At 49.7% G+C, this 26,275-nt stretch carries 20 protein-coding genes; 7 read left to right on the forward strand and 13 right to left on the reverse strand.

Annotated elements, in window-relative coordinates; genetic code table 11:
• Positions 1-35: 35 nt before the first annotated feature.
• Positions 36-1,322: a phosphoribosylamine--glycine ligase gene (gene purD / locus ACYVC2_RS31550; RefSeq protein WP_461109554.1), complete on the reverse strand. Its 1,287-nt coding sequence runs from the start codon at positions 1,320-1,322 to the stop codon at positions 36-38.
• 77 nt (positions 1,323-1,399) lie between these two features.
• On the reverse strand, positions 1,400-3,610 hold the full coding sequence (gene recQ, locus ACYVC2_RS31555; protein ID WP_461109556.1) for a DNA helicase RecQ: 2,211 nt from the start codon (positions 3,608-3,610) through the stop codon (positions 1,400-1,402).
• Between the two features lie 107 nt (positions 3,611-3,717).
• Between recQ and ACYVC2_RS31560 the strand changes: the two genes are divergently transcribed.
• The 7 genes from ACYVC2_RS31560 to proC all read left to right on the forward strand — a co-directional run bounded on the left by ACYVC2_RS31560 (position 3,718) and on the right by proC (position 11,786).
• Positions 3,718-4,686, forward strand: coding sequence for a KpsF/GutQ family sugar-phosphate isomerase (locus ACYVC2_RS31560; RefSeq protein WP_461109558.1), 969 nt, complete (start codon positions 3,718-3,720; stop codon positions 4,684-4,686).
• 332 nt (positions 4,687-5,018) lie between these two features.
• Positions 5,019-5,534 (forward strand): RNA polymerase sigma factor, encoded by a 516-nt coding sequence (locus ACYVC2_RS31565; RefSeq protein ID WP_111347040.1) that lies wholly within the window; start codon positions 5,019-5,021, stop codon positions 5,532-5,534.
• 246 nt (positions 5,535-5,780) lie between these two features.
• A complete protein-coding gene (locus ACYVC2_RS31570; protein ID WP_461109560.1) occupies positions 5,781-7,253 on the forward strand; it encodes a phytoene desaturase family protein in 1,473 nt (490 codons plus the stop codon).
• Positions 7,254-7,294: 41 nt separating this feature from the next.
• Complete coding sequence (locus tag ACYVC2_RS31575; protein ID WP_461109562.1) at positions 7,295-8,131, forward strand: phytoene/squalene synthase family protein; 837 nt, start codon at positions 7,295-7,297, stop codon at positions 8,129-8,131.
• Positions 8,132-8,222: 91 nt separating this feature from the next.
• Positions 8,223-9,704, forward strand: a complete 1,482-nt coding sequence (gene gatB / locus ACYVC2_RS31580) for an Asp-tRNA(Asn)/Glu-tRNA(Gln) amidotransferase subunit GatB (RefSeq protein WP_461109748.1) — start codon at positions 8,223-8,225, stop codon at positions 9,702-9,704.
• 5 nt (positions 9,705-9,709) lie between these two features.
• Complete coding sequence (locus tag ACYVC2_RS31585) at positions 9,710-10,837, forward strand: redoxin domain-containing protein (RefSeq protein WP_461109564.1); 1,128 nt, start codon at positions 9,710-9,712, stop codon at positions 10,835-10,837.
• Between the two features lie 145 nt (positions 10,838-10,982).
• Entirely contained in the window at positions 10,983-11,786 is an 804-nt protein-coding gene (proC, locus tag ACYVC2_RS31590) for a pyrroline-5-carboxylate reductase (RefSeq protein ID WP_461109566.1), read from the forward strand.
• Positions 11,787-11,851: 65 nt separating this feature from the next.
• Here proC and purB read toward each other — a convergent pair whose 3' ends face one another.
• The 11 genes from purB to ACYVC2_RS31645 form a co-directional block, all read right to left on the reverse strand.
• Positions 11,852-13,192 (reverse strand): adenylosuccinate lyase, encoded by a 1,341-nt coding sequence (gene purB / locus ACYVC2_RS31595; RefSeq protein ID WP_461109568.1) that lies wholly within the window; start codon positions 13,190-13,192, stop codon positions 11,852-11,854.
• 82 nt (positions 13,193-13,274) lie between these two features.
• Entirely contained in the window at positions 13,275-14,684 is a 1,410-nt protein-coding gene (locus ACYVC2_RS31600; RefSeq protein WP_461109570.1) for a DUF1207 domain-containing protein, read from the reverse strand.
• Between the two features lie 53 nt (positions 14,685-14,737).
• Positions 14,738-16,099: a dipeptidase gene (locus ACYVC2_RS31605; protein ID WP_461109572.1), complete on the reverse strand. Its 1,362-nt coding sequence runs from the start codon at positions 16,097-16,099 to the stop codon at positions 14,738-14,740.
• A gap of 133 nt (positions 16,100-16,232) precedes the next feature.
• Complete coding sequence (gene plsY / locus ACYVC2_RS31610; protein ID WP_461109574.1) at positions 16,233-16,883, reverse strand: glycerol-3-phosphate 1-O-acyltransferase PlsY; 651 nt, start codon at positions 16,881-16,883, stop codon at positions 16,233-16,235.
• Between the two features lie 159 nt (positions 16,884-17,042).
• The gene (locus ACYVC2_RS31615) at positions 17,043-18,323 is read right to left on the reverse strand and encodes a M16 family metallopeptidase (protein WP_461109576.1); all 1,281 of its coding nucleotides are present in this window, start codon (positions 18,321-18,323) and stop codon (positions 17,043-17,045) included.
• A gap of 97 nt (positions 18,324-18,420) precedes the next feature.
• Positions 18,421-19,596, reverse strand: a complete 1,176-nt coding sequence (gene porV / locus ACYVC2_RS31620; RefSeq protein ID WP_461109578.1) for a type IX secretion system outer membrane channel protein PorV — start codon at positions 19,594-19,596, stop codon at positions 18,421-18,423.
• A gap of 117 nt (positions 19,597-19,713) precedes the next feature.
• Positions 19,714-23,166, reverse strand: a complete 3,453-nt coding sequence (gene porU, locus ACYVC2_RS31625) for a type IX secretion system sortase PorU (protein ID WP_461109580.1) — start codon at positions 23,164-23,166, stop codon at positions 19,714-19,716.
• A gap of 10 nt (positions 23,167-23,176) precedes the next feature.
• Positions 23,177-23,803: a sprT domain-containing protein gene (locus ACYVC2_RS31630; RefSeq protein WP_461109582.1), complete on the reverse strand. Its 627-nt coding sequence runs from the start codon at positions 23,801-23,803 to the stop codon at positions 23,177-23,179.
• Positions 23,804-23,867: 64 nt separating this feature from the next.
• Complete coding sequence (locus ACYVC2_RS31635) at positions 23,868-24,068, reverse strand: hypothetical protein (RefSeq protein WP_461109584.1); 201 nt, start codon at positions 24,066-24,068, stop codon at positions 23,868-23,870.
• Positions 24,069-24,207: 139 nt separating this feature from the next.
• Complete coding sequence (locus ACYVC2_RS31640) at positions 24,208-24,702, reverse strand: GtrA family protein (RefSeq protein WP_461109586.1); 495 nt, start codon at positions 24,700-24,702, stop codon at positions 24,208-24,210.
• Between the two features lie 137 nt (positions 24,703-24,839).
• On the reverse strand, positions 24,840-26,243 hold the full coding sequence (locus ACYVC2_RS31645) for an NADH-quinone oxidoreductase subunit N (protein WP_461109588.1): 1,404 nt from the start codon (positions 26,241-26,243) through the stop codon (positions 24,840-24,842).
• Positions 26,244-26,275 lie beyond the last annotated feature (32 nt).

Genomic DNA, 26,275 nt, shown 5'->3' on the forward strand with positions numbered 1-26,275 from the left:
CCTATTACTAACGAATCTTTCCTGGCGGCTATCGACTAGTCCGCGTACCGAATCAAATCGACGCCGATGTCTTTTCGGTACTGTTTCCCATCAAATTGTACCGCCCGAGCCGCTTCCTGCGACTTTCTGACGGCGTTTTCAAGCGAGTTGGCCTGAGCCGTTATGGCCAGAACCCGCCCACCGTTGGTCAACACGTGACCATTTTTGGCCAGCGTTCCAGCATGGAACGCGGTCACATCTTCTAAACGTTCAAGTTCAGAAATGATTTTACCGGTTGCATATTCGCCCGGATAACCGCCCGACACCAAAACGGTCGTTACGGCTGTCTGGGGCGACACCTGTATGGCAACCCGATCTAGTTCTCCATCGGCGGTAGCAACCATCAGTTCGACAAAATCTGTCTGAATGCGGGGCAGTACGACTTCAGTCTCTGGATCACCCATCCGGGCGTTGTATTCGATAACGTAAGGCTCTCCGTTTACTTTCATCAACCCTACGAATATAAAACCCTGATAAGTAATCTGCTCGCTTTGCAAACCGGCCAGGGTCGGCTTCACCACTTTATCCTCGACCTTCTGCAAAAACGATTGACTGGCAAATACAACTGGCGAAACGGCTCCCATGCCGCCCGTATTGGGGCCGGTATCGGCCTCGCCAATGCGTTTATAATCTTTGGCTTCGGGTAAAATTTTATAGTTGACTCCATCGGTCAGCACAAATACTGACAGCTCGATGCCCCGCAGGAATTGCTCGACAACAACCTTACTACCGGCCTCACCAAATTTATGCCCATCGAGCATGTCCAGCAAAGCGGTTCGGGCATCGGCCAGCGTTTCGGCAATAATAACCCCTTTTCCGGCAGCTAATCCGTCAGCTTTCAGAACGATGGGTAAGGGGTGCGATTCCAGATAGGTAAGCCCTTCCTGAAGGGTGTCTGCGGTAAATGTTTTCGAGGTAGCTGTCGGAATCCCGTAGCGAAGCATGAATTGCTTGGAGAAATCCTTGCTCCCTTCTAACTGCGCTCCTCGTTCATCGGGGCCGATAATCCGCAGATTTGCCAGATCGGGCTGCTTACGCAGAAAATCGACAATTCCCTTTACCAAAGGCTCTTCCGGACCAACAATCAACAAATCGATCTGGTGATCCTGGACCGCCTTAACCACGGCGGAAAAATCATTGTAGCTAATGGGTAAATTAGTTGCTACCTGTGCTGTTCCGGCATTCCCCGGCGCCACAAACAACGTATCACACAACGGGCTTTGCGACAATTTCCACGCAAATGCATGTTCGCGCCCACCCGAACCCAGTATAAGTATGTTCATTTAGTGAATCAATAATGTATAACGAACAATCGTTGCAACAACTCTTCATGCATTATACATCGTACCTTATTCATTGATTAATTGGCTACTTCCGACAGAAACTTAATGCGCATCAGTCGTAAATCCTGCTCGGTGAAGTCGTCGCCCCCGAACTCCCGCATGGCGATTGCAATATTATCGCTTTCGGCCCGCATGAAATACTCGTAGATTTCGTCCTGCCGATCCTCGTCCATTACCTGATTGATGTAATAATCGAGATTAAGCCGTGTACCGGAGTAGCAAATGTGCTCGATTTCCTCCATCAGGTCTTCCATCGTTAGCGACTTCGATTCGGCGATTTCATCCAAATCCACTTTTCGATCGATCTGCTGGATAATGAAAATTTTAACCTTCGATTTATTGACCGTAGATTTTATAACGACATCCTTAGCCGTTTCAATCTCGTTGTCTTCGACATACTTGGTAATCAGATCGATAAAGGGCCGCCCAAACTTCTGAACCTTACCCATACCCACACCATTGATCTGGGCCATCTCTTCCCGCGTAGTCGGGTAGGTTGTGGCCATCTCTTCCATAGATGTCTCCTGGAAGATAACGTAGGGCGGCAGATTTTTTTCTTTGGCAATCTTCTTTCGAAGCGCTTTCAATAGCCCCAGCAGTTCTTCATCGTAGGCAACTCCGCCCGATGCGGGCATCGAATCTTTATCCTCGTCTTCTTTCGCATCGGCCCCCTGTTGCTCATAATCGTGATCTTTCGAGAGCGAGATTGGATACGGATCTTCGATATAATTCAGGCCTCGCTGCGTCAGTTTCAGGACGCCATAGTTATCGACATCTTTCTCCAGATATCCGTAAATGGTGATCTGCTTGATTAGTGAGCACCAGTAGTTGCAGTGTTCATTAAACTCCCGGCCTTTGCCGTATACCGCAAGCCGATCGTGTTCATAACTGGTCACGTACTGATTTTCCGTGGCCGTCAAGACGTCTGCAAGGTGTGTCACATCGAAACGCTGGTCGGTTTGCAACACCGTTTGCAGAGCCAGAACAACCTCATGCTGCACCTTGAATTTCTCCGTGGGTTTCATGCAGTTATCGCAGAAACCACAGTCTTTTTCCAGATATTCTCCGAAGTAGCCCAGTAACTGACGACGACGACAGACCCCCAGATTGGCATAGGAAACCATCTCAGCCAGCAGGTGCTTGGCATTGTCGCGCTCAGTAACGGGCTTGTCTTTGTTAAATTTTTCGAGCTTGACGATATCGTCGTAGCTGTAAAACATGACGCAGTTGCCCTCCAGCCCATCACGGCCCGCCCGGCCCGTTTCCTGGTAATAGCCTTCCAGCGATTTAGGCGCATCGTAGTGAATGACAAACCGCACGTCGGGTTTATCGATGCCCATCCCAAAGGCAATCGTAGCGCAAATGACATCGGCATCTTCATTTAGGAATGCATCCTGGTTATTCATTCTCGTCTGTGGATCCAGACCAGCATGATAAGGCAATGCCCGTATGTCATTGACGGATAATAATTCGGCAATTTCCTCAACGGTCTTCCGACTCAGGCAGTAGACGATCCCCGACTTGCCTTTATTCTGCTTTATATATTTAATGAGTTGCTTTTTGGCGTCTACTTTGGGCTTGATCTCGTAATAAAGATTTTTCCGATTGAACGACGTCTTATAGAGGTTAGCGTCCTCCATCTGCAGGTTTTTCTGAATATCCTGCTGCACTTTGGGCGTAGCCGTGGCAGTCAGGGCAATCACCGGCAGGTTACCAATATTGTCGACGATGCCCCGTATTTTACGGTATTCTGGCCGAAAATCGTGTCCCCACTCTGAGATGCAGTGAGCCTCGTCAATTGCCACGAATGAAATTTGGGCTCTCTTTAAAAAGTCCAAATTTTCTTCTTTCGTCAACGACTCCGGGGCAATGTAAAGCAGCTTTAAAGAACCACTCAGGGTGTCCTTTTTTACCTTATTCATCTCGGCCTTAGACAGCGTCGAGTTCAGAAACTGCGCGTTAATTCCGAAGGCATTTAGCTGGTCGACCTGATTTTTCATGAGGGCGATCAGGGGTGAAATAACGACCGCCGTGCCTTCACTAACAATGGCTGGCAGTTGATAACACAATGATTTACCGGCACCTGTGGGCATAATAACAAACGTATTGCGCCCGGCCAGAATACTGTAAATAATGGCTTCCTGTTCGCCCCGGAATTGACTATAGCCGAAAATTTCTTTTAGTCGCTCTTTGAGGGTCGTATAGACCGTCTGATCAACCTGCATCATTCTACAAATCGTACAAAAGTTACTTTACTCTATTCGCTTGCCGTATCTTTGCTTTATAAAGTTAGCGAATATACGCAGCAAACTATTTCTGATTAGCATAACTGACGTTGAAAGTAATAAAAAATCCTCAGACCATTGCCCGCTCCGTGTTATTGGCTGAAGCCAATGCCATCCAAAAAGCGGTTGATTTACTGGATGATCAGTTCACGGCCATCGTGGAATTGATCCTGCACACTACTGGCCGTGTGGTCGTTACGGGCGTGGGAAAAAGTGCCCTGATCGGTCAGAAAATCGTAGCAACTCTGAACTCGACCGGTACTCCTTCTTTATTCATGCATGCCGCCGACGCTATCCATGGCGATCTGGGTATGATTCAGCAGCAGGATGTGGTGCTGCTGATTTCTAAGAGCGGAAACACCGCTGAGATCAAGGTTTTACTGCCGCTTCTCAAGCGCACTGGGGTTCAGTTGATTGCGCTCGTCAGTAGCCGCGATTCGTATTTAGCGCAACACGCCAACTTTGTTCTACACGCTTTTGCCGAGCAGGAAGCGGACCCCCTCAATCTGGCTCCTACTACCAGCACGACTGTCGCCCTGGCTCTGGGCGATGCGCTGGCGGTGAGTTTGCTGGAAATGCGGGGCTTTACCCGGCACGATTTTGCCCGCTATCATCCGGGCGGCAGTTTGGGGAAGAAGCTTTATTTAAAAGTAGCAGATATTTTCCCACATAACCAATGCCCGCAGGTACTACCCAGTACACCCATCCGCGAGGTCATCTTCACGATTTCGGCCAACCGGCTGGGAGCTACCGCCGTTGTCGATGAACATGGACTTCTGAAAGGTATTGTAACGGATGGCGATATCCGACGCATGGCGTATGAACACGATTCGTTCTGGCAGCTTTATGCCCATGAGGTAATGACGACTGCTCCTGTATGTGTATCCCCCGACGATTACGCCGTAGCGGCTTTGCAACTGATGCAGGAACGGGATATTACTCAGCTCATCGTGACCCAGGACGGCCGGGTACAGGGCTTTATTCATCTGCACGACCTGCTGCGCGAGGGATTGATCTGATCCTGGTTCAGAAACTCATTTAAACATATAGATAAATTGTGGAGTGGGCTGTGCCAATTCCACAATTCTACAATTTTGTTCAAAATATTTGTGGAAAGACTAAACAAAATCCACACCTGTGGTTCCACAAAATGGGGGAAATATTCCACACTGGCCACTTTACCGCATCGACGTATAGATATAAGCGGACAAATTTTTAAAGCGTTAAACTCCTGTTTTTAAACAGATTATACCTGAAAACAAACAGACGAACTTCCTGGCTGGAAAAGACTGGTTGCGTTTTTGTATAAAACCTTTGCAGATTCAGGTTTCACAGTAAAACGTAAACAGCCATGACCGCTCTCGAATTTACTAATCATATTGGCAAAGTGTCAAAATCGTTACGCCCATTCGCACTCCGTCTGACCAAAGATGTTGAAGATGCCAACGACTTATTACAGGATACTCTGCTGAAAGCGTTCACTAACCGCGATAAGTATACCGATGGAACCAACCTTAAAGCCTGGTTGTACACAATCATGAAAAATACGTTCATCACCAACTATCAACGGATGGTGCGCAAAAACACCTTCATCGATACGACCGACAATCTTCACTATATCAATTCGATCGAAAGCAGCACCGATAACCTGGCGTATTCGTCATTTGCTCAGGACGACATCAACCGGGCGGTCAACGGCCTCGACGATACGTATAAAACCCCGTTTATGATGCATTTTCGCGGGTTTAAATACCATGAAATAGCCGCTAAACTGAACATCCCTATCGGAACAGTGAAGAACAGAATTCACATTGCCCGTAAGGAATTGAAAGATCAACTAAAAGTTTACGCATATTTTAACGCTTAGGCGATACTTTCCGGAAAGTCTCCCGTCTAAGATTTATTGATTGAGTAGTTTTTGGTTAAAAAAGAGGAAGGTTCGAAAAGTTGGGCAGGTTTCTACCCAACTTTTTTATTTTATTACCCCTGATTATCAATCATTTACAGTATTATCGGGCTCATCACAGCGTGACAGTGGGGTTTATTGAGTACGTTTAAGAAACAAATCGCTTCCGCAAGCATTTACGTACTTAGTTCTATCAAATCATTTCTGATGCCCCAGCGCGTTCTTGTCATTGGAGCCGGTTTTGCTGGCTTAGCCGCTGCAACCAGCCTCGCCGATAAAGGTTATGACGTTACCCTCCTCGAAAAAAATACCACCGCGGGTGGCCGCGCTCGCGTTTTTCAGGAAAAAGGGTTTACTTTCGACATGGGTCCAAGCTGGTATTGGATGCCCGATGTTTTCGAAACCTACTTTGGCCGATTTGGTAAAAAAACCGCAGATTATTACGAGCTCGTCCGGCTCGATCCCTCCTATAAAGTCATTTTCGGTCCCGACGAAGCCGTCGATCTACCAGCCGGACTGCCCAAGCTGGAAGCCTTATTTGAAACGTTCGAACCGGGTGGCGGCCTTAATCTGCGAAAGTTTTTACAGCAGGCAGCCTATAAGTACGATGTTGGCATAAATAAATTCGTCTGGAAACCGAGCCGATCCATCACAGAGTTCCTCAGCCTCAAACTACTGTATGATGTCACACGACTCGACGTGTTTCAATCCTTTGCTACCCACGCCCGCAAGTTTTTTTCCCACCCGCGGTTACTGGAGATAGTCGAATTTCCTATTCTTTTTCTGGGCGCCACTCCTGAGAATACCCCAGCCATGTATAGTTTGATGAATTATGCTGAAATGGCGATGGGCACCTGGTATCCGATGGGCGGCATGCACGAGATCGTAAAAGCCATGGTCAGCCTGGCCGAAGAAAAAGGCGTGAAGCTTTTACTGAATCAGACGGTGCAGAAAATTGATGTTCTGCATAATCAGGCCCACCGGGTGATAACGAATGACGGTATTTTCGAGACGGATGTAGTAGTGGCCGGGGCCGACTATAACCACGTCGACACCCACTTACTGGGGCCAGAACACCGGAATTATGACGATGCTTACTGGAATAAGCGGGTCATGGCGCCCTCATCGCTGCTGTTTTATCTGGGCGTTTCAAAACGCATACCGCGTCTGGAACACCATAACCTGTTCTTCGATGAGGATTTTAAACAACATGCCCGAGAAATTTATGAAACCCCTCGCTGGCCAGCAAAACCCCTGTTCTACGCTTCGGCACCGTCGAAAACCGACCCGAGTGTAGCGCCCGCCGGTTGCGAAAATCTATTTCTTCTCATTCCTGTTGCTCCGGACCTGGTCGATACTGAAGAAACTCGTGAACAGTACTTCGAGTTGCTGATGGATCGGCTCGAAGCGTATATAGGCGAGGATATTCGTAATTATCTCCTGTTCAAGCGCAGTTATGCACACAGTGACTTTAAACGTGATTATAATGCGTTTCGGGGAAATGCTTATGGGTTAGCAAATACCCTCAAACAGACCGCACTTTTAAAGCCATCTCTAAAGAACAAAAGGGTGAACAACTTGTTCTACACCGGTCAACTCACCGTTCCCGGACCAGGCGTCCCTCCTTCTCTTATATCGGGTTTAGTCGTGGCCGATGAAGTTGCCAAAGAATTTCCTTAATTTGACCTTTTAATCTATATTTAATCTACCCTCTTTTTCGTATGATGGCGTTATTCGATAAGACCGCACTGGAATGCAGTAAGCTGATTACGGAGCGTTACAGTACGTCGTTTACGTTGGGCATCAAAACGCTTGATCGTAAATTCCATTTTCCTATCTACGCCATCTATGGGTTTGTTCGCTATGCCGATGAAATTGTAGATACATTTCACGATTACGATAAGAAAACCTTGCTCGATCGTTTCAGACACGACGCCTATCAGGCTATCGAAGAAGGTATCAGCCTCAATCCGGTCCTGCAATCGTTTCAACTCGTCGTGCGACAGTATAAGATTGAGCAGGAACTGATCGAGGCTTTTCTTAAAAGCATGGAGATGGATCTGCGCTACCAGGAGTACGACACAGACGGCTATTGCGAATACATTTACGGATCGGCTGAAGTCGTTGGGCTGATGTGCCTGCGTGTGTTCTGCGAAGGAAATCAGGCAGAGTTCGATCGGTTGTGCGGTCCGGCCAGAAAATTAGGGGCTGCTTTCCAGAAGGTTAATTTTCTGCGCGACCTGCAAAGCGACTTTGTCGAACGCGGGCGCACCTATTTTCCCGGCGTAGATTTGAACGATTTTGGCTGCGATACGAAACAACGGATCGAAACCGACATTCAGCAGGATTTCGACGAAGCGTATACCGGTATCTTAAACCTACCGCGTGGGGCTCGTATGGGTGTGTATCTGGCTTATATCTACTATCAGACCTTATTCAATAAAATAAAACAACTGCCGGCCGCCCGAATCCAGGCCGAGCGCATACGGGTGCCAAACCCACAAAAGATAGCTTTGCTGGCACAAACCTACCTGAAGTACCGGTTGAATGTGATCTAGCTGTCGGATCTGTCCACCTTTGTGCCGGGCCGAACGCTTAGCCCTCCACTGCTTTTCGCTATCTTTGCCTAAAATCATTTCGTTTCTGACAATGGTAGCCGAAGCGACCCTCTCGCCGGATGTACTGGCACGGTATGAAGCCGTTATCGGACTGGAAGTTCACTGCCAGTTACTGACCCACAGCAAAATCTTTGCGGCCGATGCCAACGCATTTGGGGCCGAGCCCAACACAAATATCAGTGTCATTACGCTGGGACATCCGGGAACGCTTCCTAAGCTAAACCGAAAAGTTGTGGAATATGCTGTCAAAATGGGTTTAGCCTGCGGCAGTGAAATCACGCGCCACAATGTATTTGCCCGAAAAAATTATTTTTATCCCGATCTGCCAAAAGGCTATCAGTTATCGCAGGATAAAGGGCCGATCTGCGTTGGCGGGGGCATCCGGGTAAATGTTAAAGATCCGCAAACGAATCAGTCTTACCAGACGACCATCCAGCTCCACCATATTCACCTGGAGGAAGATGCCGGCAAGAGTATTCACGACGGCGACGAATGGGCTACTCAGTTGGATTATAACCGGGCCGGAACTCCGCTGATCGAAATGGTAACCGAACCCTGCATCCGCACGGCCGACGAAGCCGGGCAATACCTGACCGAAGTCCGGCGGCTGGTTCGCTACCTCGACATTTGCGATGGCAACATGGAAGAGGGTTCGCTGCGGTGCGATGTCAACGTCTCCATCCGACCGAAAGGAGCCACGCACCTGGGCACGAAAGTGGAAGTAAAAAACCTGAACTCGATCCGAAGCGTCATGCGGGCGGTAGAGAGTGAATTCCGGCGGCAGGTAGACGTGACAGAATCAGGTGGACGTATCGTTCAGGAGACCCGTACGTTCGATGCGGCTACAGGGCTTAGTTATGCCATGCGGGAGAAGGAAACGATGAATGACTACCGGTACTTTCCGGACCCCGACCTGACACCCGTCGTTATTTCAGATGCATGGCTGACTGCTATTCAGGCCTCTATGCCCATGCTTCCGGCTGCGCTTTACCAGAAGTTTATTACTCACTATGGCCTGCCCGATTATGATGCGGCTCTACTGACCGATGCCAAAGAACTAGCCGATTATTTCGAAGCCGTTTGTGCGCACACGACCAATTATAAAGCGGTTTCAAACTGGATCATGGGTCCCGTGAAAGGACACCTCAACGAAAAAAGCCTGCGCGACCGCCAATTCCCGATTTCTGCCGAACGATTGGCCGCGCTAATCATGTTAATTGATAACGGAACGGTGAGCCAAACCGCAGCGCATCAGGTCTTTACGCTGATGGTCGAACAGCCCGATGCTTCAGCCGCCGACCTCGCGCAGGCTCACGGTTTGGTTCAGAATCGCAATACCGACGCACTACAAACGTTGGTAGAAGAAGTACTGGCAGCCTGGCCCGATAAAGTAGCACAATACCGAAAAGGAAAGAAAAATCTGCTGGGGCTGTTTGTCGGCGAGGTCATGAAGAAATCGAAAGGATCGGCCGACCCCAAACTGGTGAATGCGTTGTTAGCGAAGATGTTATAAAATTTATGAAAAACCTGATCTTTAGTAGTATCCTGCTGTTGGTTACCAGCTTCGTCGTGAGCGCTCAGGCGACCAAATCGTTTACAGTAAATGGAACGGTCAAGAGTGCAACACCGGGTAGTTATATTTATTTGGAAACGAATGCTCAGCCTACTCACAAACTTGATTCGACGAAAGTCACGGCTGCCCACACATTTACGCTTACGGGTAAAGTAGCCAACGGCGGTGAGGTGTTGGTGCTGAATGTGGGCGGTGGTCAGAAAATGGCCCTGTTGATCGAAGGGGGCGAAACCCTGAATGTAACCGCCGACGGATACCGGATGGACCAAAAAACCGGACAGATCGGTAAATCGACCGTAACGGGCTCTAAAAATATGGAGTACTACGAGAAGCTGATGGCGCTCAAAACCGATATGGATAACCGTGTGGCCGCCTGGAATAAAGAAGCTGCGGCCGCTACAGAGAAAAAAGATAATAAAAAAATGGCCCAGATCGAGCAGGCCTACACAGCCGCAGAAACCGACGTGGTCAATAAAGTGAAGGCTATGCTACCCGATATGGGCACTTCGCTGGTCTCGCTGTTTGCGCTAAATTTTATTAACATTGAAACTGACTTTCCGATCTACGAATCTTTGGCCGAACGCTTCGAAAAAGAAAACCCGAATAGCCCACATGCCAAATCACTGATTGGCCGCGTAGCACGCATCAAAGGTGTTTCCGTTGGTGCCGTAGCACCCGAAATCGCTTTGAGCGATACGACCGGAAACCCCGTTCCACTGTCGTCGCTGCGGGGTAAATACGTGCTGCTCGATTTCTGGGCTTCCTGGTGTGGCCCCTGCCGGGCCGAGAATCCGAATGTCGTACGGATGTATAACAAGTTCAAAGACAAAGGTTTCGCTATTTACAGCGTCTCGCTCGACCAAGCGAAAACTAACTGGACAAAAGCCATTCGTAACGATAATATGACCTGGACGCACGTTTCCGACCTGAAATATTGGCAGTCGGCAGCTGCGCAGCAGTATGGTGTTCAGGCTATTCCGGCTACATTTCTGCTCGATAAAGACGGGAAGATCATCGCCAAGAACCTGCGCGGGGATGCTCTTGAGCAGAAACTGGAAGAGGTGCTGAAGTAGTCAAAATCATTGTAGTTTTGCAGGGTCAGGTTGAGAAGCCTGACCCTTTCTTTTACCCTCTCTATGGCTCCTGCACGACGAAAGGGAAAACTTTACACCGTTCCGGAATCCTGATGATTTCGATTATTCGTCTAATGACAAAGCTATGAAAATTGCTATCGTTGGCTGCGGCAACATGGGCATGGCCTTCGCCAAATCGTTTATACAGTATGATCTTGTAAAAAAAGACGACCTGCTTTTGATTGAAAAAAGCGCAGCCCGGTCAGAAGCGTTGAAATTGGAGAAGGCGGGCGTCGTGGTCGATACAATAGGACCACGCGTGGGCCAAGCCGATCTGATCATTCTTTCAGTAAAACCACAGGATTTTGGCAGCGTTCACGAAGCCCTGCGAGCCATCGTGCAACCTAAACAGTTAATTCTGTCCATTATGGCAGGGATACCGATCGCACAGATTCAGGAAAAACTGGGTCATCCACTGGTCGTGCGGGCAATGCCGAACACACCGGCCATGCTGGGCATGGGGATTACCGGATTTACTGCGGCTAAAGAAGTGGACCTGGGTAACCTGCGTCGGATCGAAAACCTGATCAACGCTACGGGCCGGTCTATTTTTCTCGAAGACGAAGCCATGCTCGATGCTGTGACGGCTCTGAGCGGCAGCGGCCCCGCTTATTTTTATTACGTCGTCAAGGCGATGATTGAAGCGGGTAAACAGATGGGCTTCGACGATGCCGTAGCCGCGCTTCTTGTTAAACAAACGATGCTTGGCGCTTATCACCTGATCAATACCGCCGATAAATCGCTGGATGATCTCATTAAAGCCGTAGCGTCTAAAGGTGGTACCACCGAAGCCGCCCTGCGCGAGTTCGAACAGGGCAGTTTAACGAATACACTAGTGACGGGTATCAAAGCTGCGCAGGTCCGGGCCACCGAGCTATCGAAAGGGTAAACTCGTTGTGTCACCCTACTGAACGACGGGCATTGGTCTTTTCCTGCCGACTGTCTCGGTCGGCCTTACAGGCCTGTATACGTAAACGGCGTGACAGCCCGGAGTTCGGCTTTCACAGCTTCCGACACATTCAGGCCGTCGATAAACTGCCGGATCGTGTCGGCCGTAATTTTTTCATTCGTTCGGGTCAATGCTTTCAGGGCTTCGTAGGGTTGCGGATACCCTTCTCTCCGAAGAATGGTCTGAATGCCTTCAGCCACTACAGCCCAGTTGTCTTCCAGATCGGCCTGAAGAGCAGCCGGATTCAGTTCCAGTTTATTCAGGCCTCTCAACAACGATTTGAGCGCTATGACCGAGTGTGCAAACGGCACACCAAGGCTACGGAGTACCGTGGAGTCTGTCAGATCGCGCTGAAGCCGGGAAATGGGCAATTTAGCCGATAGGTGCTCGAAAAGCGCATTCGCGATGCCTAAATTACCTTCTGAATTTTCGAAATCAATGGGATTGACTTTGTGCGGCATTGCCGATGACCCTACTTCGCCCTCTTTAAGCTTCTGCTTGAAGTAGTTCATGGAGACATACGTCCAGACGTCCCGATCAAGGTCGATTAAAATAGTGTTCAGCCGTTTGAACGCATCCAGCGTAGCGGCCAACATATCGTAATGCTCGATCTGGGTGGTAAACTGGCTACGAACCATACCCAGGCTTTCTACAAACTGGTCACCGAATTGCTTCCAGTTTTGATTCGGATAAGCGACCACGTGAGCATTAAAATTACCCGTTGCGCCACCAAATTTAGCCGCCGTCGGAATCTCCGACAGCAAGTGAAGCTGCTTTTCGATCCGTTCGACAAAAACCTGCAACTCTTTACCCAGCCGCGTCGGTGAAGCGGGTTGCCCATGTGTACGGGCCAGCATCGGTACATCTTTCCATTGTTCGGCTAGCTCCTGCATCCGCATAAAAACCTGACGATACAACGGTGTTATTTCTGTATCGAGCGCGTCGGCTAGCGACAATGGAATAGCCGTATTGTTGATATCCTGCGAAGTAAGCCCGAAATGTACGAACTCTAGATACGGTTCGACCGGCGACCCTTTCAATTTTTCTTTGATGAAATACTCAACCGCTTTTACGTCGTGGTTCGTCGTTTTCTCAATTTCTTTGATGCGCAGGGCGTCGGCTTCCGAAAAATTTTCGTACAACGCCCGCAATACCGGAAACTGCGCTTTATCGACTCCTGCCAACTGCGGGATCTGCCATTCACAAAGCGCGATAAAGTATTCGATTTCGATACGAACCCGGTAGTGTATCAAACCAAACTCTGAAAAATACGGAGCGAGGGCCTCCACCTGCTTGCGGTAGCGACCATCAACGGGCGAAATGGCCGTCAATGCGGTTAAATCCATACAAAAAGTTGTAACGTGGGTGAGAACCCGCGCTGATAAATCGAAAATTGCGGTTACTCCCCGCGTTATAAAAACACGTCGATCAGAACGGATTCAAATAAAGTCCAACGCCTATCCAGGACGTTTGCTGGTCTTCGTACTGGCTATACGGCCGGAAACCCGAATAACCTTCGAGCAGAAACGTCAGGTTATTCTGCGTTCGTCCTAACTCGATGCCAATTCCTCCGTGAATACCTGGCCGAAAATCGGTCTGCTGCCAGAACTTAACGTCGACACCACCTACCAGCCGGGCCGCTTTCGTAGATGGCCGCTTATAAAATAGGCCAAGTTGAGCGCTTATGGGCTTACGTTCTTCGGTTTTGCGCAAAACGACCCCCGCTCCACCATACATCCGCCAATTGTTTACGGTTCGGCTGTACGTAAAATCCAGCAACTCATAATTAACAGCGTTAGGCGAAGGAGCGGTGATCTGGTTCCGGAAAATGTAGTCGTCGCCTAAGTGAGACGACAGGTGATAAACCCGAATCCGGTAATTGTTCTCTCCCCGGCGAATGTTGTAGATGATACTGATCTTATAATCCGTGTTCATGATTCGCCGACGTGCTTTGTTAGCCACATCATCGTGGTAAGCCTCAAATTGCGTGAACGATGCCAGATCCAGTACCCACTCTTCTGCCCGGCCGGCATCACCCGTCCGGCGATAAAAGGGTTTGGCAAATCCGAAAGCAAAGGGAACGATACTCCCGGCGTATTTCTTCCCCTCCGTCCAATAAGCGGGCAACACACTTCCATACGTTTGTGCTTCCAGCGGATCCAGTAAAATTGGCTCGAATAAATGCCCTTTGGGTAGAAACTCACGTCGGGGTTGCACAACCGTAGGTTCGCTGTTGACAATGACCACCGAGTCGGCCAGTTGCGGCTTTGCTTTTCTGACTCGTTTGATCCGTTCAGGAGCGGCTGCTTTTACAGGAGCGGGCGTTACAGGAGCTTCTGCCGGGGCAGGGCTAGTCTCGACGGTTTCAGGATGAGCGGTTTCTGCGGGGGTGTTTGTAACGGCGGGCGCGGGGGCCGTTTTCGCTTCTTTTGCTTCTTTCTCCTTTTTACGCTGCTCCCGCTTCTCTTTCCGCGTGGGTTCGGCCGGTGCCGTCATGACCGGAGCCGACGCGGGCTGATTCGCGACGGGCGCGGGGGGCGGAGTAACAACTGTTGGCGCGGGAGTTACTTTTTCCTTGGGCGGTTCAACTGTTTCTGCACTTTTACCCGCTTTTCTGGCTTGTTTTAGCCGTTCTTTTTCGGCCTGCTTCGCTTCGTATTCGCGCTGTTTTTGCGCCCACTCGGCCCGAATCTGACGTTCCCGCTGAATTTCACGCTCTATTTTTTCTTTCTGTCGCTGTTCAGCGGGGGTCAGTGGACGAGTAGTTGGTGCTTGCTGAGCTACAGCCAGCGTGCTGGCCAGGCTGCTCAGCAGAAAAACCGACAGCATTTTTTTCATAAGGTGAACGATAAGCTTGCCCCGAAGCGAATGCATAGACTCGGGCTAAATGGTTATTGTTTTAGAGCTGCGTAATGCTTGTAGAAATAAGGAATTGTTTCAATACCCTTGTAGAAATTGAACAGTCCGTAGCTTTCATTCGGCGAATGCAGAGCATCGGTATCCAGACCAAAGCCCATGAGAATGGATTTGATGCCAAGCTCTTGTTCAAACAGAGCAGTGATGGGGATGCTACCTCCGCCACGCGTTGGTACGGGCTTTTTACCCCAGGCGTCTTCAAACGCTTTGCTGGCAGCTTCAAACTCGACTGAATCGACGGGCGTCACGTAAGGCATTCCGCCATGATGTGGGGTCACCTGAACCGTTACTCCTGCGGGCGCAATAGCTTTAAAATGATTGGTAAACAGCGCGGTAATTTCGTCGGGGGTTTGGTTGGGAACCAGCCGCATGCTGATCTTAGCCGATGCTTTCGAGGGCAGCACGGTCTTAGCCCCTTCGCCTGTGTAACCGCCCCAGATTCCGTTGACGTCCAGGGTGGGCCGGATCGACGTGCGTTCGGTAGTTGAATAACCAGCCTCGCCCATTACCTCGTTTATGGCCAGATCGCGTTTATACTCCTCCAGGTCGAACGGAGCTTTGGCTAGTTCGGCCCGCTCCTCGCTGCTCAGATCGACCACGTCGTCATAAAAACCAGGAATGGTAATCCGACCGTTTTCGTCATGGAGCGAAGCAATCATATCACAAAGTACGTTGATCGGGTTAGCCACGCCACCGCCGTAGACACCTGAATGTAGATCCCGGTTCGCGCCCGTCACCTGCACTTCCACGTAGGAAAGGCCCCGCAGGCCTATTTCGAGCGACGGAGTCTCGTTCGATAGAATGCTGGTATCCGAAATAAGGATAACGTCGGCCTTCAGCAAGTCTTTATGGTCGGCAACGAATGGACCCAGATGGTCGGAGCCAACTTCTTCTTCGCCCTCGATCATGACCTTAACGTTACAGGCCAGGCTATCGGTAGCCAGCATAGCTTCGATAGCTTTGATATGCATATAGAACTGACCCTTGTCATCGCAGGCCCCCCGTGCGTAAATGCGCTCGTTGCGGATAGTTGGCTCAAAAGGGGGCGAATTCCATAGTTCGTAGGGATCGGCAGGCTGAACGTCGTAATGCCCATAAACCAATACAGTTGGCTTGTCAGGATCGACGATCTTTTCGGCATAAACTACCGGATGGCCCGGCGTTTCGTACAGAGTGGCTTTGTCCAGACCAGCCGCCGTGAGTTTATCCCGGACAAATTCGGCCGCCCGGCGTACGTCGTCTTTAAATGCTGAATCGGCAGAAACCGATGGAATCCGCAACAACGCAAGCAACTCCTCTAAAAACCGTTGCTTATTTGTTTCAAGGTAATTTGTCATGGAGTCGATAGTAGCTGACAAATAATCGTCCGTTAAATCTGACGGCTGGCTACTTTAAAAAGTTTGCCCCGAAGTTACGCACTTTTCGCGCAACGACGGGGCGTCTGTTCTTATCAAGATGATGTTTCTTCGCTTACGACTTCTTCCGAAACCGGATCAGCACCGTCCGATTCTCCTGGCCACGAAGCAACCGGCCGATATTCTTTTGGTGCGTCAGTACGACGAGCAGAAAAATTACGAAGCCAAAACCGATCAGCAGTGGATTTTCTTTCTGACCGAAGATTTGCAGTAGCAACAGGACTGGAAAAGCCAGCGCAGCCATGATAGATCCCAGCGATACGTATTGCGACGCAATAACGACCAGTAGAAAAATACCGATGCATACGGCAGCCATTTCCGGATGCGTTGCCAACACCATACCCAGCAGAGTAGCCACTCCTTTTCCACCTTTGAAATCGGCGAAGATCGGGTATAAATGCCCCATGACCGCCACTAAGCCAAAAATGATCTTAAACGTCAGGATTTCGTTGACTGTGATGACATCCAGATACCAAAGCAGGGTCGACAAGATAGCGGCTGTATAGCCTTTGAGAACATCGACCAGCATCACGATGGTGCCAGCCCGCTTTCCCAGTACGCGAAAAGTATTTGTGGCGCCGGCATTTCCACTACCGTATTGACGAATGTCGATACCGAAGAATCCCTGTCCGTACCAAACCGCCGTGGGGATAGACCCCAACAGATAAGCTACTACTGTCGTGACGCTAATCAAAAAGATGTTCATCAAAAAAAGCTTAGCAACAAATTATTGGATAAAGCAGCCGCCGACTGATTCTACCGGCTCTGTAAAAGGAATGTAACCCCAAAATTAAGGGATTGTTACTAATCAGCCAATAATTAATCTATAAAACCGCTTGACTACCCAATAATACTGGCAATAAGCCTATTTACCTCCCACGACAACCTCCTGCAACTGATCGTTGGCCAGATACTGGTTGGCGGTTTCCAGAATGTCTTCCGGCGTGACAGCCCGCATTTTCTCGATATAAGTGGTCAGAAAATCGGCGGGCATGTTGTCCAGCAGAATAACCTTGTAGCGATCTGCAATCTCGAACGGCGTGTTGAGCGAACCGACAAATTCGCCAGCCATGTAGTTCTTCACCGTTTCCAGCTCATCGAAGGGTACCGGCTGGGTTTGCAGGATCTGAATTTCCTTGCGAATTTCGTCCAGGGTCTGCTGCGTATTTTCCTTGTTTACATCGGTTCCGATCAGAAAATACCCATCGCGACGGAAGGAAGGCATGTTCGACGAGATTCCGTAGGTAAAGCCTTTTTCTTCCCGGATGTTTTTCATCAGCCTCGATCCAAAATAGCCGCCTAACACCTCGTTGGTCACCAGCATCTTGAAGAAATCAGGATGCGCCCGGTTGAACAGGCGCCGACCCATCCGGATAGACGATTGCATGCTGTCAGGCTTTTCGGCCAGCACAGGCAGCCCATCGTCGGTTGGAAGCTGATCAATCACGGCGGCCAGGCTGTCCGTATGAATGGGTAATTGGCCCAATTCCCGGTTAATCTGCAACACGTCGTCTTCAGTCGCATGACCAGCTAGAATGATCTGGAAGGGTCGGTTCCGGATAGCACGCTGGTAATAGTCAACCACTTCGCCCCGGCTAAACTGAGTGACAAATTCAGGCCGCTGACTGCGCCCGTAGGGATGGTTGGCTCCGAAGAGTTTTTCGCGGAATAAGACGCCAGCGAGGTAAGCGTTTTTTTCGTAGTTGACGCGCAGATTTTGCAAAGTAATGTTGCGCAAATCTTCCAGCTCTTTCTCCGGAAAAATTGACTCCATAATCATTTCGCGCAGCAACGCTAAAACGTTGGGCAGAAACTTGGTCAGACAATAAACAACGATACTGGATCGATCGGGGCCACTGTTCAGTTCCAGAAAAGCCCCATAGCGGTCAAAGTATTCGCTAATGTCGGCTGAAGCACGCGACGGCGTGCCCTCCGCCAGCATTTTCATGGCAAAGAACGCGGTGCCCGGTATCTGTTCGTACCAGGCGCCTGCGTCAAAAACACATTCTAACCGCAGAACCGGTTGGTGAGCAACGGAAATGAGGTATAATGGAGCGCCATTATCTAAGTGATGGGTTTGCACAGTAGGAAGCCGGACCTCCTGAATAGCCTGAAAAGCAGGCGCTTGATTTCTATTTAAGGACATGTTTTATCATAAAAGCGCGAATGCATGAAAAAGCGAACGAGTGAACTGAACCGGGAGGCATTTCACTCGTTCGCTTTTTCATGCATTCGCGCTTCTTTTATTTCGAGTCATCCGTCACCTCATCGTCGGTGATCCGGTTGGATTTATTGAAGTTGAACTGCAGCGAAAGCCGGAAAGTTTCGGCCAATGGATTACCCTGTTTGACCGGTAATAAGTAGGAAAAGTCGACGCCGAAGCGCTGCTGCAGGCGCAGTCCAATACCGGTTGTGAAATATTTGCGGCCACCTTTATCGTTCGATTCATTGAAATAACCGACGCGGGCAGCAAATGCATCGTTGTACCAATATTCGATACCGGTTGAAATAGTTACTTCTTTTAATTCTTCGCTGAAGCCACCTGGCGCATCGGCAAATGACCCGAATACCGAACTGAAATAATCTTTATTCCCATTCAGATTGACACCATTGACAACGTTCGGGGTGGGTACCATCAGTTTGTTGAAGTCGAGCACGAAGTTGAACTTGTTATACTGATCGGCATAATAGGTCAGCCCGGTTCCTAAACGAAGGTTGGTCGGAATAAAATACCGTTCGTTGCCGCCATAGTTGATGCGGCCTCCCAGGTTGGAGATCATGGCTCCAAACCCCCAGCCCAAACCCTGTCCGGTAGCGTGGTCGCGTGCTTCGTTGTGGTAATAAGCGCTGATATCTGCAGCAGCCGTAGCACCAGGTTTCAACCCCTGAATAGAGCTACCGGCAGCCAGGTTGGAGTTCAGGTATTTCAGATCGACGGCGAGGGCAAAATTTTGCGAGAGCCGCTGGGCAAACGAGGCCGTGAGGGCGTATTCCCGCGAATTGAACGTACCGATAGCGACGCCTTTATCGGTAGTGAAATCTACCGAGCCCAGATCGAAATACATCAATGATCCCGATACGACCGAATTTTTGCCAACTTTACCATAGCCGCTCAGATAGCTATAGTACATATCTCCGATCAGGTTACGCAGCCAGGGCGTGTACGAAATCGAAGCGCCGGAACTCTGTTTGGCAAAAACCAATTTTGACGGATTCCAGAAAACCGAGTTTGCATCCGCATCGGCCAGAGCTACGCCCGCTTCACCCAACGCTCCTGACCGGGCATCCGGTGTGAAATTCAGAAATGGCACCGAGGAAGTCGGTATCGATTGCTGACCGTTGAGTTGAGTTTGGGCAAAAACGATGAACGGAGAAAAACTACAAGCGCCAAGAAGAATTCGGAAGAAATTACGCTTCATATAATGAATGTTGGTCAATGACAGAAACCAGGCTTGCACGAAGTAGTCCCGTTCTGTACGGTCAAAATTACAATGAAAGGTTTGATTAGAAAAAGGTATGCTCTATATCGCAGTAAATCATTTCGTTAATACTAATCGCCCGGCACCCGTTGCGACCGTGCCATCGGCGGCCGAATGCACTTCCAGCCGAACAATGTACAGTCCGTTTGGCGCTGCTTGCCCAGTCTGGGCAAGGCCGTTCCAGCTACCGACTTCCAGCGTTGCACCACAATCGGTACATTGCCCGCTCTGCTGATTAATTAACCGACTGTTCAGGTCGTATACGCTCAATGTCCAGTCAAGCGGCTCCCCCGATCGATTAAGCTCGGCAGTTAGCATCGTTTGCGTAGCAACGGGGTTTGGGCTCGCCCGCAACGATCGCACTACCAGCTTCGGACGGTCAGAAACTACAATGGTCAACGCCCCCTCGGTTGAATTATTGTTAATATCCCACGCTTTAGACCGAATTGTATACCTGCCAGCGGCCAGATTCCGGAACGTAAATACTACTTCGCCCTGCCGTCCGTCACTTCCATTGGCTACGTAGTATTCGTTCAGCACCACCGCCGGCAGATCGTTGAGCTGCGCTGTCAGTTCGTGGCCTAAACCCGAGCGCGCAATATTAATACCTTTATTATCAGCCAGATTAATCTTTAGCGTCACATCAGGTCCGGTAACGTACATGGCTTCCGGCCCAGCCACCCCACCCACTACGGCTAATTGCATGACCGGAGGCTGCGTATCGACACTATCGATCAACAGGCTCCCCCCTACAAGTAAACTATCGGAGCTCCCACTGGCCGTGAGCGAACTATCCGATCGAATAGCATACAGGTATAGTTTACCCGGACCGACTGAATAATTGATATCTTTCGGCATCGTGAATCGGACGGCGAACCGGCCTTGCTGCACGAGTGCCTGACCGATAAAAATCGGGCTAGTAAACGCCTGATAGGTCATTTTAGGAACTTTGGGATCCGACCCGAGCGTGGTATGCGTTATGGCTTTGTCGTACAGACTTACCCGAATTGTTCCCGAAAAATCCGAAAGTCGTTGAGCCTGCCGCTGAATTTCACCGGTTAATTCGATCGTTTGCAGCGCATGCAGTGTATCGATTCGGCTGGTTGTAACGACCTTGCCATTTACCTGAGTTAGCTTCGCCTGGGCCTGAGGGTAGGCCAGTTGCATAGACGGATCGCCCAACAACGCAAAGTTTCGATTAAGTACGCCTGACAAACTATTATTTTTCGTCTGCCGCATAACATCGCCCAGCCGGGGCATCTTCCCGTCGACGGGCTTGAATACAGCACCATAAAAGGCCTGATTCAGGAGTAAATTCGTATTGGCATAAACCGGTCGGGTTGTTGTCAACAAAGCAGCGGCTCCGCCTGTCCGGCTAAGCAGAATAAGTTCGGCTCCGGAAGAAATTGTAGGATCATCGTAGCGACCGAATTCGCAAGTGGCCGTCACGAACAAGGGAAGCCGCCGATTGGTCCAGGAAAGAATGTCCTGTAAAGTAACAATCTGCTCCTCTGCCAGCCCCGATACCCCACCGTGACCGCTATAATTGATGATGAGCCGCCCGTCGGCAACGGCCTGATTAATAAGCTGGTTGACCATAGGCGCTTTCTCGCCGTTGCTAGTGATCTCCTGTGGATAATCATCTAGAAAAACACGCTCGGGTCGATAAGCAGGAGCTACTTGCCCGATTTGAGTAGCCAACAGATCGGCATGTTCCTGATGAATGTTTGCGTCGCCATCGTCGGCCACCAGTGTCACACGTGTTTGCCAGTCGCCAATCAGCGACTGGTCCGTACTGTACCGGATGAGCTTATCCACAACAGTGCGTGCTTCGTCGGTAGACTTTACAGGCAATCGACCGATGCCGATATCGAGCGGGTAGTTCCCATCTCCATTAGTGATTTCAGGCCAATCACCTTCCGTGGCGTCCATAAAGCCAAAATAATCATCGGAGGAATAGCTCGAAACGGGGTGTAACGATTCCCGGCTTTCGTAGACGGGCACCATGTTGGCCATCTTCGTGGGCGTACTTAATCCTGCAATGTTCCGGTAATCGTAAGATGCATCGCCAAAGAGCAATAAATAGCGCAGTTGCCCGGCCTGTTTCTGGTAAAAGTATCGCGCCATATCCCGGATGGCCGTCGGATCGGCCTGCCCGCCACCGAATTCGTTGTATACCTGTTGTGTTGTTACCACCAGCACTGCCAGTTGATCATGCTCCCGCCGAAAAGTGGCCAGCCGATCGGCCTGCTCTCGCCAGGTAGCTGGAGTAACAATGATCAGATTGGGCGTGGCCTGGCTATGAATATCCTGATTTGCTACAACAGCCAGCGATGCGGGCGTCAGTCGTTGCGCATCGGTAAACAAAAAATAATCGCCGGCTTGGGTAGCCATCCAATCGGCTTCCTGTGCAGCCGATAGTGTATATGACTGAGATACAGGAACCAATGGGTTAGTAATATCCCAAACACGCAGATCAGACCGGGCCTGTCGAACGCCGTACTGCCCCGCGGGTAACCGCCGAACCCACAAGGGCTGGTCATACTGCTGAATCGCCCGCAGAACCTGAATCGATAGGTAGTTCAGATAACCCTGTGCATTATTGAGCCCATATTTCTGAAACGTTATGGCCACCTGCAGGGCCGCATTACCTGCCGATAGACTGGTACGAAACGTATCCGTTCGGCTCACGCCCTGGTCAGTATATTGTCCGTCTGTACCACCGATAATCGTCGACATAGCCATGGTTCCAACTAACCGATTATTGAGTCGAAGCTGGAACTGAGTTGGCAGAATAGCGGCTGCCATCACCGAGGCTCCAAGAATAACGGGGGCGTTTGCCAATGTACCAGCCCCATCGAATGAAATAGTTTTCGTAGTATCGTTGGTCAGGTACTCACCAAACCACTCGCGACCTGAGCGGACGGTAGGTAATTTCGATTGATCCAGCTCGTGAAACTGGTAATCTTCGAAGGTCGTAATGGTTGGCGTAGCCAGCAACCGACCGGCTGACCGGTCGGCAATTCGCAAACCTGGCGCAGTACCGACCGTCAGAAAATAAAAAGTGGTGTCGGAGTAAGGATTGATCTGATGCGTGAACCGCCGAGCGGTCGAATCGAATCGTATCGTATGTGGACTCTGACCAAAAAATACGACGGCATCGCCCGCGTCGAACCGGCCGTCGGCTTCGCCAGTTACCTGAATGGCATTCTCGGTCAGGTCCGATGCCCGGCCTATTGCATTGGCTTGTGGTAATACGGCTCCTCCATTGCCATAAAGTCGTACTAGCCGGGGATCAGCTGTAGCAAAAGCGGGGTTAAGCCTAACTAGTTGAGCCTGATCGAGTCGATAGACGCCCGCAGTCGTAATGCCAATTTTAATCCAGTTGCCGCTTCGTAGCACCGATTGCGCCAATGTGTTAGAATGAAGAATGAAGAATGAAGAATGGATGATAAACAAGATAATTCCGTTCAGGCCAACTCGCCAGGCAGCCTTTCGTTCGTTATCCATTCTCCATTGCTTATTTTTCATTAACCTCTACCCATGCATGGGCCAAAATTGCGTATGATTTTCCCGATGAGATTTCTTTACAAACGACGCGGGTACGGCGTAGCGTACCCCGTATGAATGTCTTTTTGGCAAATTGAAATTGGCCACCTTCCGGCACATCGCTCAGTAAGATCTGATTAGCTTTCTGGCTGGTGACTGGCGGGGGGTCGGCTTGCCGCAAAGCCGCCATCAGGCGGGGGTTCGCATACGTTGTTGCCGCCGGCTTAGAGAGGTATTGCCGAAGAGGTTGTAAAATGTCTATCGGAAAAACAGCCTCCGTCAGCATGGGTTGCATTAGTCGCTGAAAAGCCTGTTGCCAGGCGGTTCCATGCGGTCGAATGCGGTTCCGGCGCTGCAATCGATAGTGCGTATTTACTTCAGCATGCGCCACTTCGTGCACATAAGTGATCAGAAAGGCGTACGGATTCTGATTGGCATTTACGGTAATTTGCGTCTGATGATGGGGCAGGACCCGAAAATCGCCCAGGCGGGTTCGGCGCGGCTTAACGACCAGGAATTTAAATTGGTAGTGCTGCCACAATTGTCGACAATAGTCAACCGAAGCGGCTGGAAAGTAAGTAGTGAAAACGTCAGTCAAAGCAAAAACAAAAAAGAGCCTTTTACAAGATAAGGCTCTTTTTCATTGGTTAAACTACGTTAACTTATTTTTTTGCCGAGTCAGGCACCATCGTCGTGTCGGTTTCGGTCGTCATCGTTGCCGATGAGTCGTTAGCCATGATGGTCGTATCTGTGGTGATAACTTCCGTTGAATCGGTTGATGTTTCTTCAGTTTTTGGTTTGCTCTGGCAGGCAGCAAAGGTCAGCATGCTACCGACAAACAACAATGTAAAAGCCTTTTTCATTACTATGTAGTCTTATTTATGTTTTCAGCGCAAATATACGTTTTTTCACAATAATCCAATGCGTACGCCCTTGAAGCGACCCAGAAGAGGATCGATATAAAAAATATCCTATTATATAATAATTTTATCTGTGATGTGTCTAAAACTGACCTTCTTTTTCTTTCGGCGGTTTCGAGCGAAACAGATCATACACCCCCGTACTCCGGAATGTCAGTAATTTATGACCAAAATAATTGGCCAGAAAGCTGAATCCCATACCAACCAGGTGTGAGCCGGTCTCGCGCCAGGTTCGGCCAATCATCGGCAACAGCGGATTGGCAATCCACTCCAGCGTATACTTGGCGACATATACCTGCACGACCAGCGCCACCAGCGAAATAGCCAGAAATTTGATCGCTTCCCGGCCTGTATTGCCCGTTTTGCCGGCCGAGAAAGCATATTTTTTTGTTGGTAAGAAGGTCAACACCGTTGCTGTCAGGTAGCCACAGAGTACGCTGGTGTCAAAATCGAAGAATTCCCGGTAAAAAATACGACTAATAAAATTGATGGATGCGCCCAGCAGAGCCGTCAGAAAGAACGAGAAGAAGTCCTTAAATTCTCTACGTTTCGGCTGTTCGATTGTGCTCACGTTCACTGTTTTACCGGAAAAGAATCGTTGGGTATAAAAAATAATTTATCGATCTACTCATCAAAAGTACTACCTGTCTGGCAAATGATTACAAAATCAGTCTGTATAAATTAGTCTACGGTATTTATCCACTACAGGCATCACTAAAAAAGGCCCTGCAACAAGCCCGGCGCAATACCCAGGCCGATCGTCAGGATGGTAGCGGCCAGCAACACATACTGGTACACGGGAGCTACCCGGATGGGTTCAGTAGCACCGTCCCGGAAATACATGGCAATGATGACCCGAAAATAATAGTAAATCCCAACGGCCGACATCAGTACGGCAACGACCAGTAGCCAGATCTGTCCGCGCTCGACCGCCGTTGAGAACATATAAAATTTACCCCAAAAGCCAGCCGTAAGCGGGATGCCAGCCAGCGAAAGCATGGAGACGGCCATAGCAAATCCTAACAGTGGATTCTGCCGAGCCAGCCCATTGAACGAATCGTAACTTTCAGTGATTGCCCCCTCGCTGCTGATTGTCTGCGTACTGCGTTGCTGCGCTACTAGTAGCAATACCCCAAATGCTGAAATAGTTGCTACCGAATAAGCCAGTGAATAAAACACAATTGCCTGTTTGCTCTGGGCGCCGAGCGCAGCCAGCGCGATCAGCAGATAGCCCGCGTGCGAAATGCTGGAGTAAGCCATCATCCGCTTGAAACTATTCTGATAAACGGCGGTGATGTTACCCGCGACAAGGGTTATGGCCGTAATGATAGCCAGTATGGTCCACCACCAGAAATAAATACCGGAGAAGGAAACGGATAATAACTTCAATAAAGCTGCAAAACCTGCCGTTTTGACAACCGTCGACATAAAGGCAGTAAAAATAGTCGGTGCTCCGTCGTATACGTCGGGGGTCCAGAAATGAAACGGTGCTGCTGACACCTTGAACAACAGTCCGATCAACAACATCAACAGGCCCGATACGGTCAGCAATGAAATACTTTGTTGAGGATTAGCCCCTGCTGCAATGCCAGCCAGTGTAAAGGAACCGGTAGCCCCGTACAGCAGTGTAATTCCAAACAGCATGATTCCTGTGGCAAACGATCCCATCAGAAAATATTTCAGCGCGGCTTCATTAGAACGCAGATTACGCTTGTCGCTGCCGGTCAGTACATACATAGCAACCGACAGAATTTCGACCCCTACAAAGAGCATGGTCAGATTCTCGAAGCCAATCATCATAATGGCTCCCACCAGCGAAAACAAGACGATAGCGTAGTATTCGGCGGGTTGTGCTTCGTCGTTTTCCAGAAAACTGCTCGACAGAGCGACGACTAAGAATGCAGAACCTAGCACGATTGCGGTAAAAACCATCGTCAGGTTACTGGTTCGCAGCATGTCGTTGAAGTACAGGTACGTTTTATTCCAGTCAAAGAAATTAGCCGCCAGGGCAATGAGCAGAAACAAAAGCGTAGCAGGCAGAAGCACAGCTCTCGATTTTAGAAAACCGAGAAACAACAACACAATGCCAAAAACCGATAACAGAACGATGGGTAACATAACTTAATTGGTTGGTCAACAGTTGTCAGTCG

It is taken from the genome of Spirosoma koreense (genome assembly GCF_054777875.1).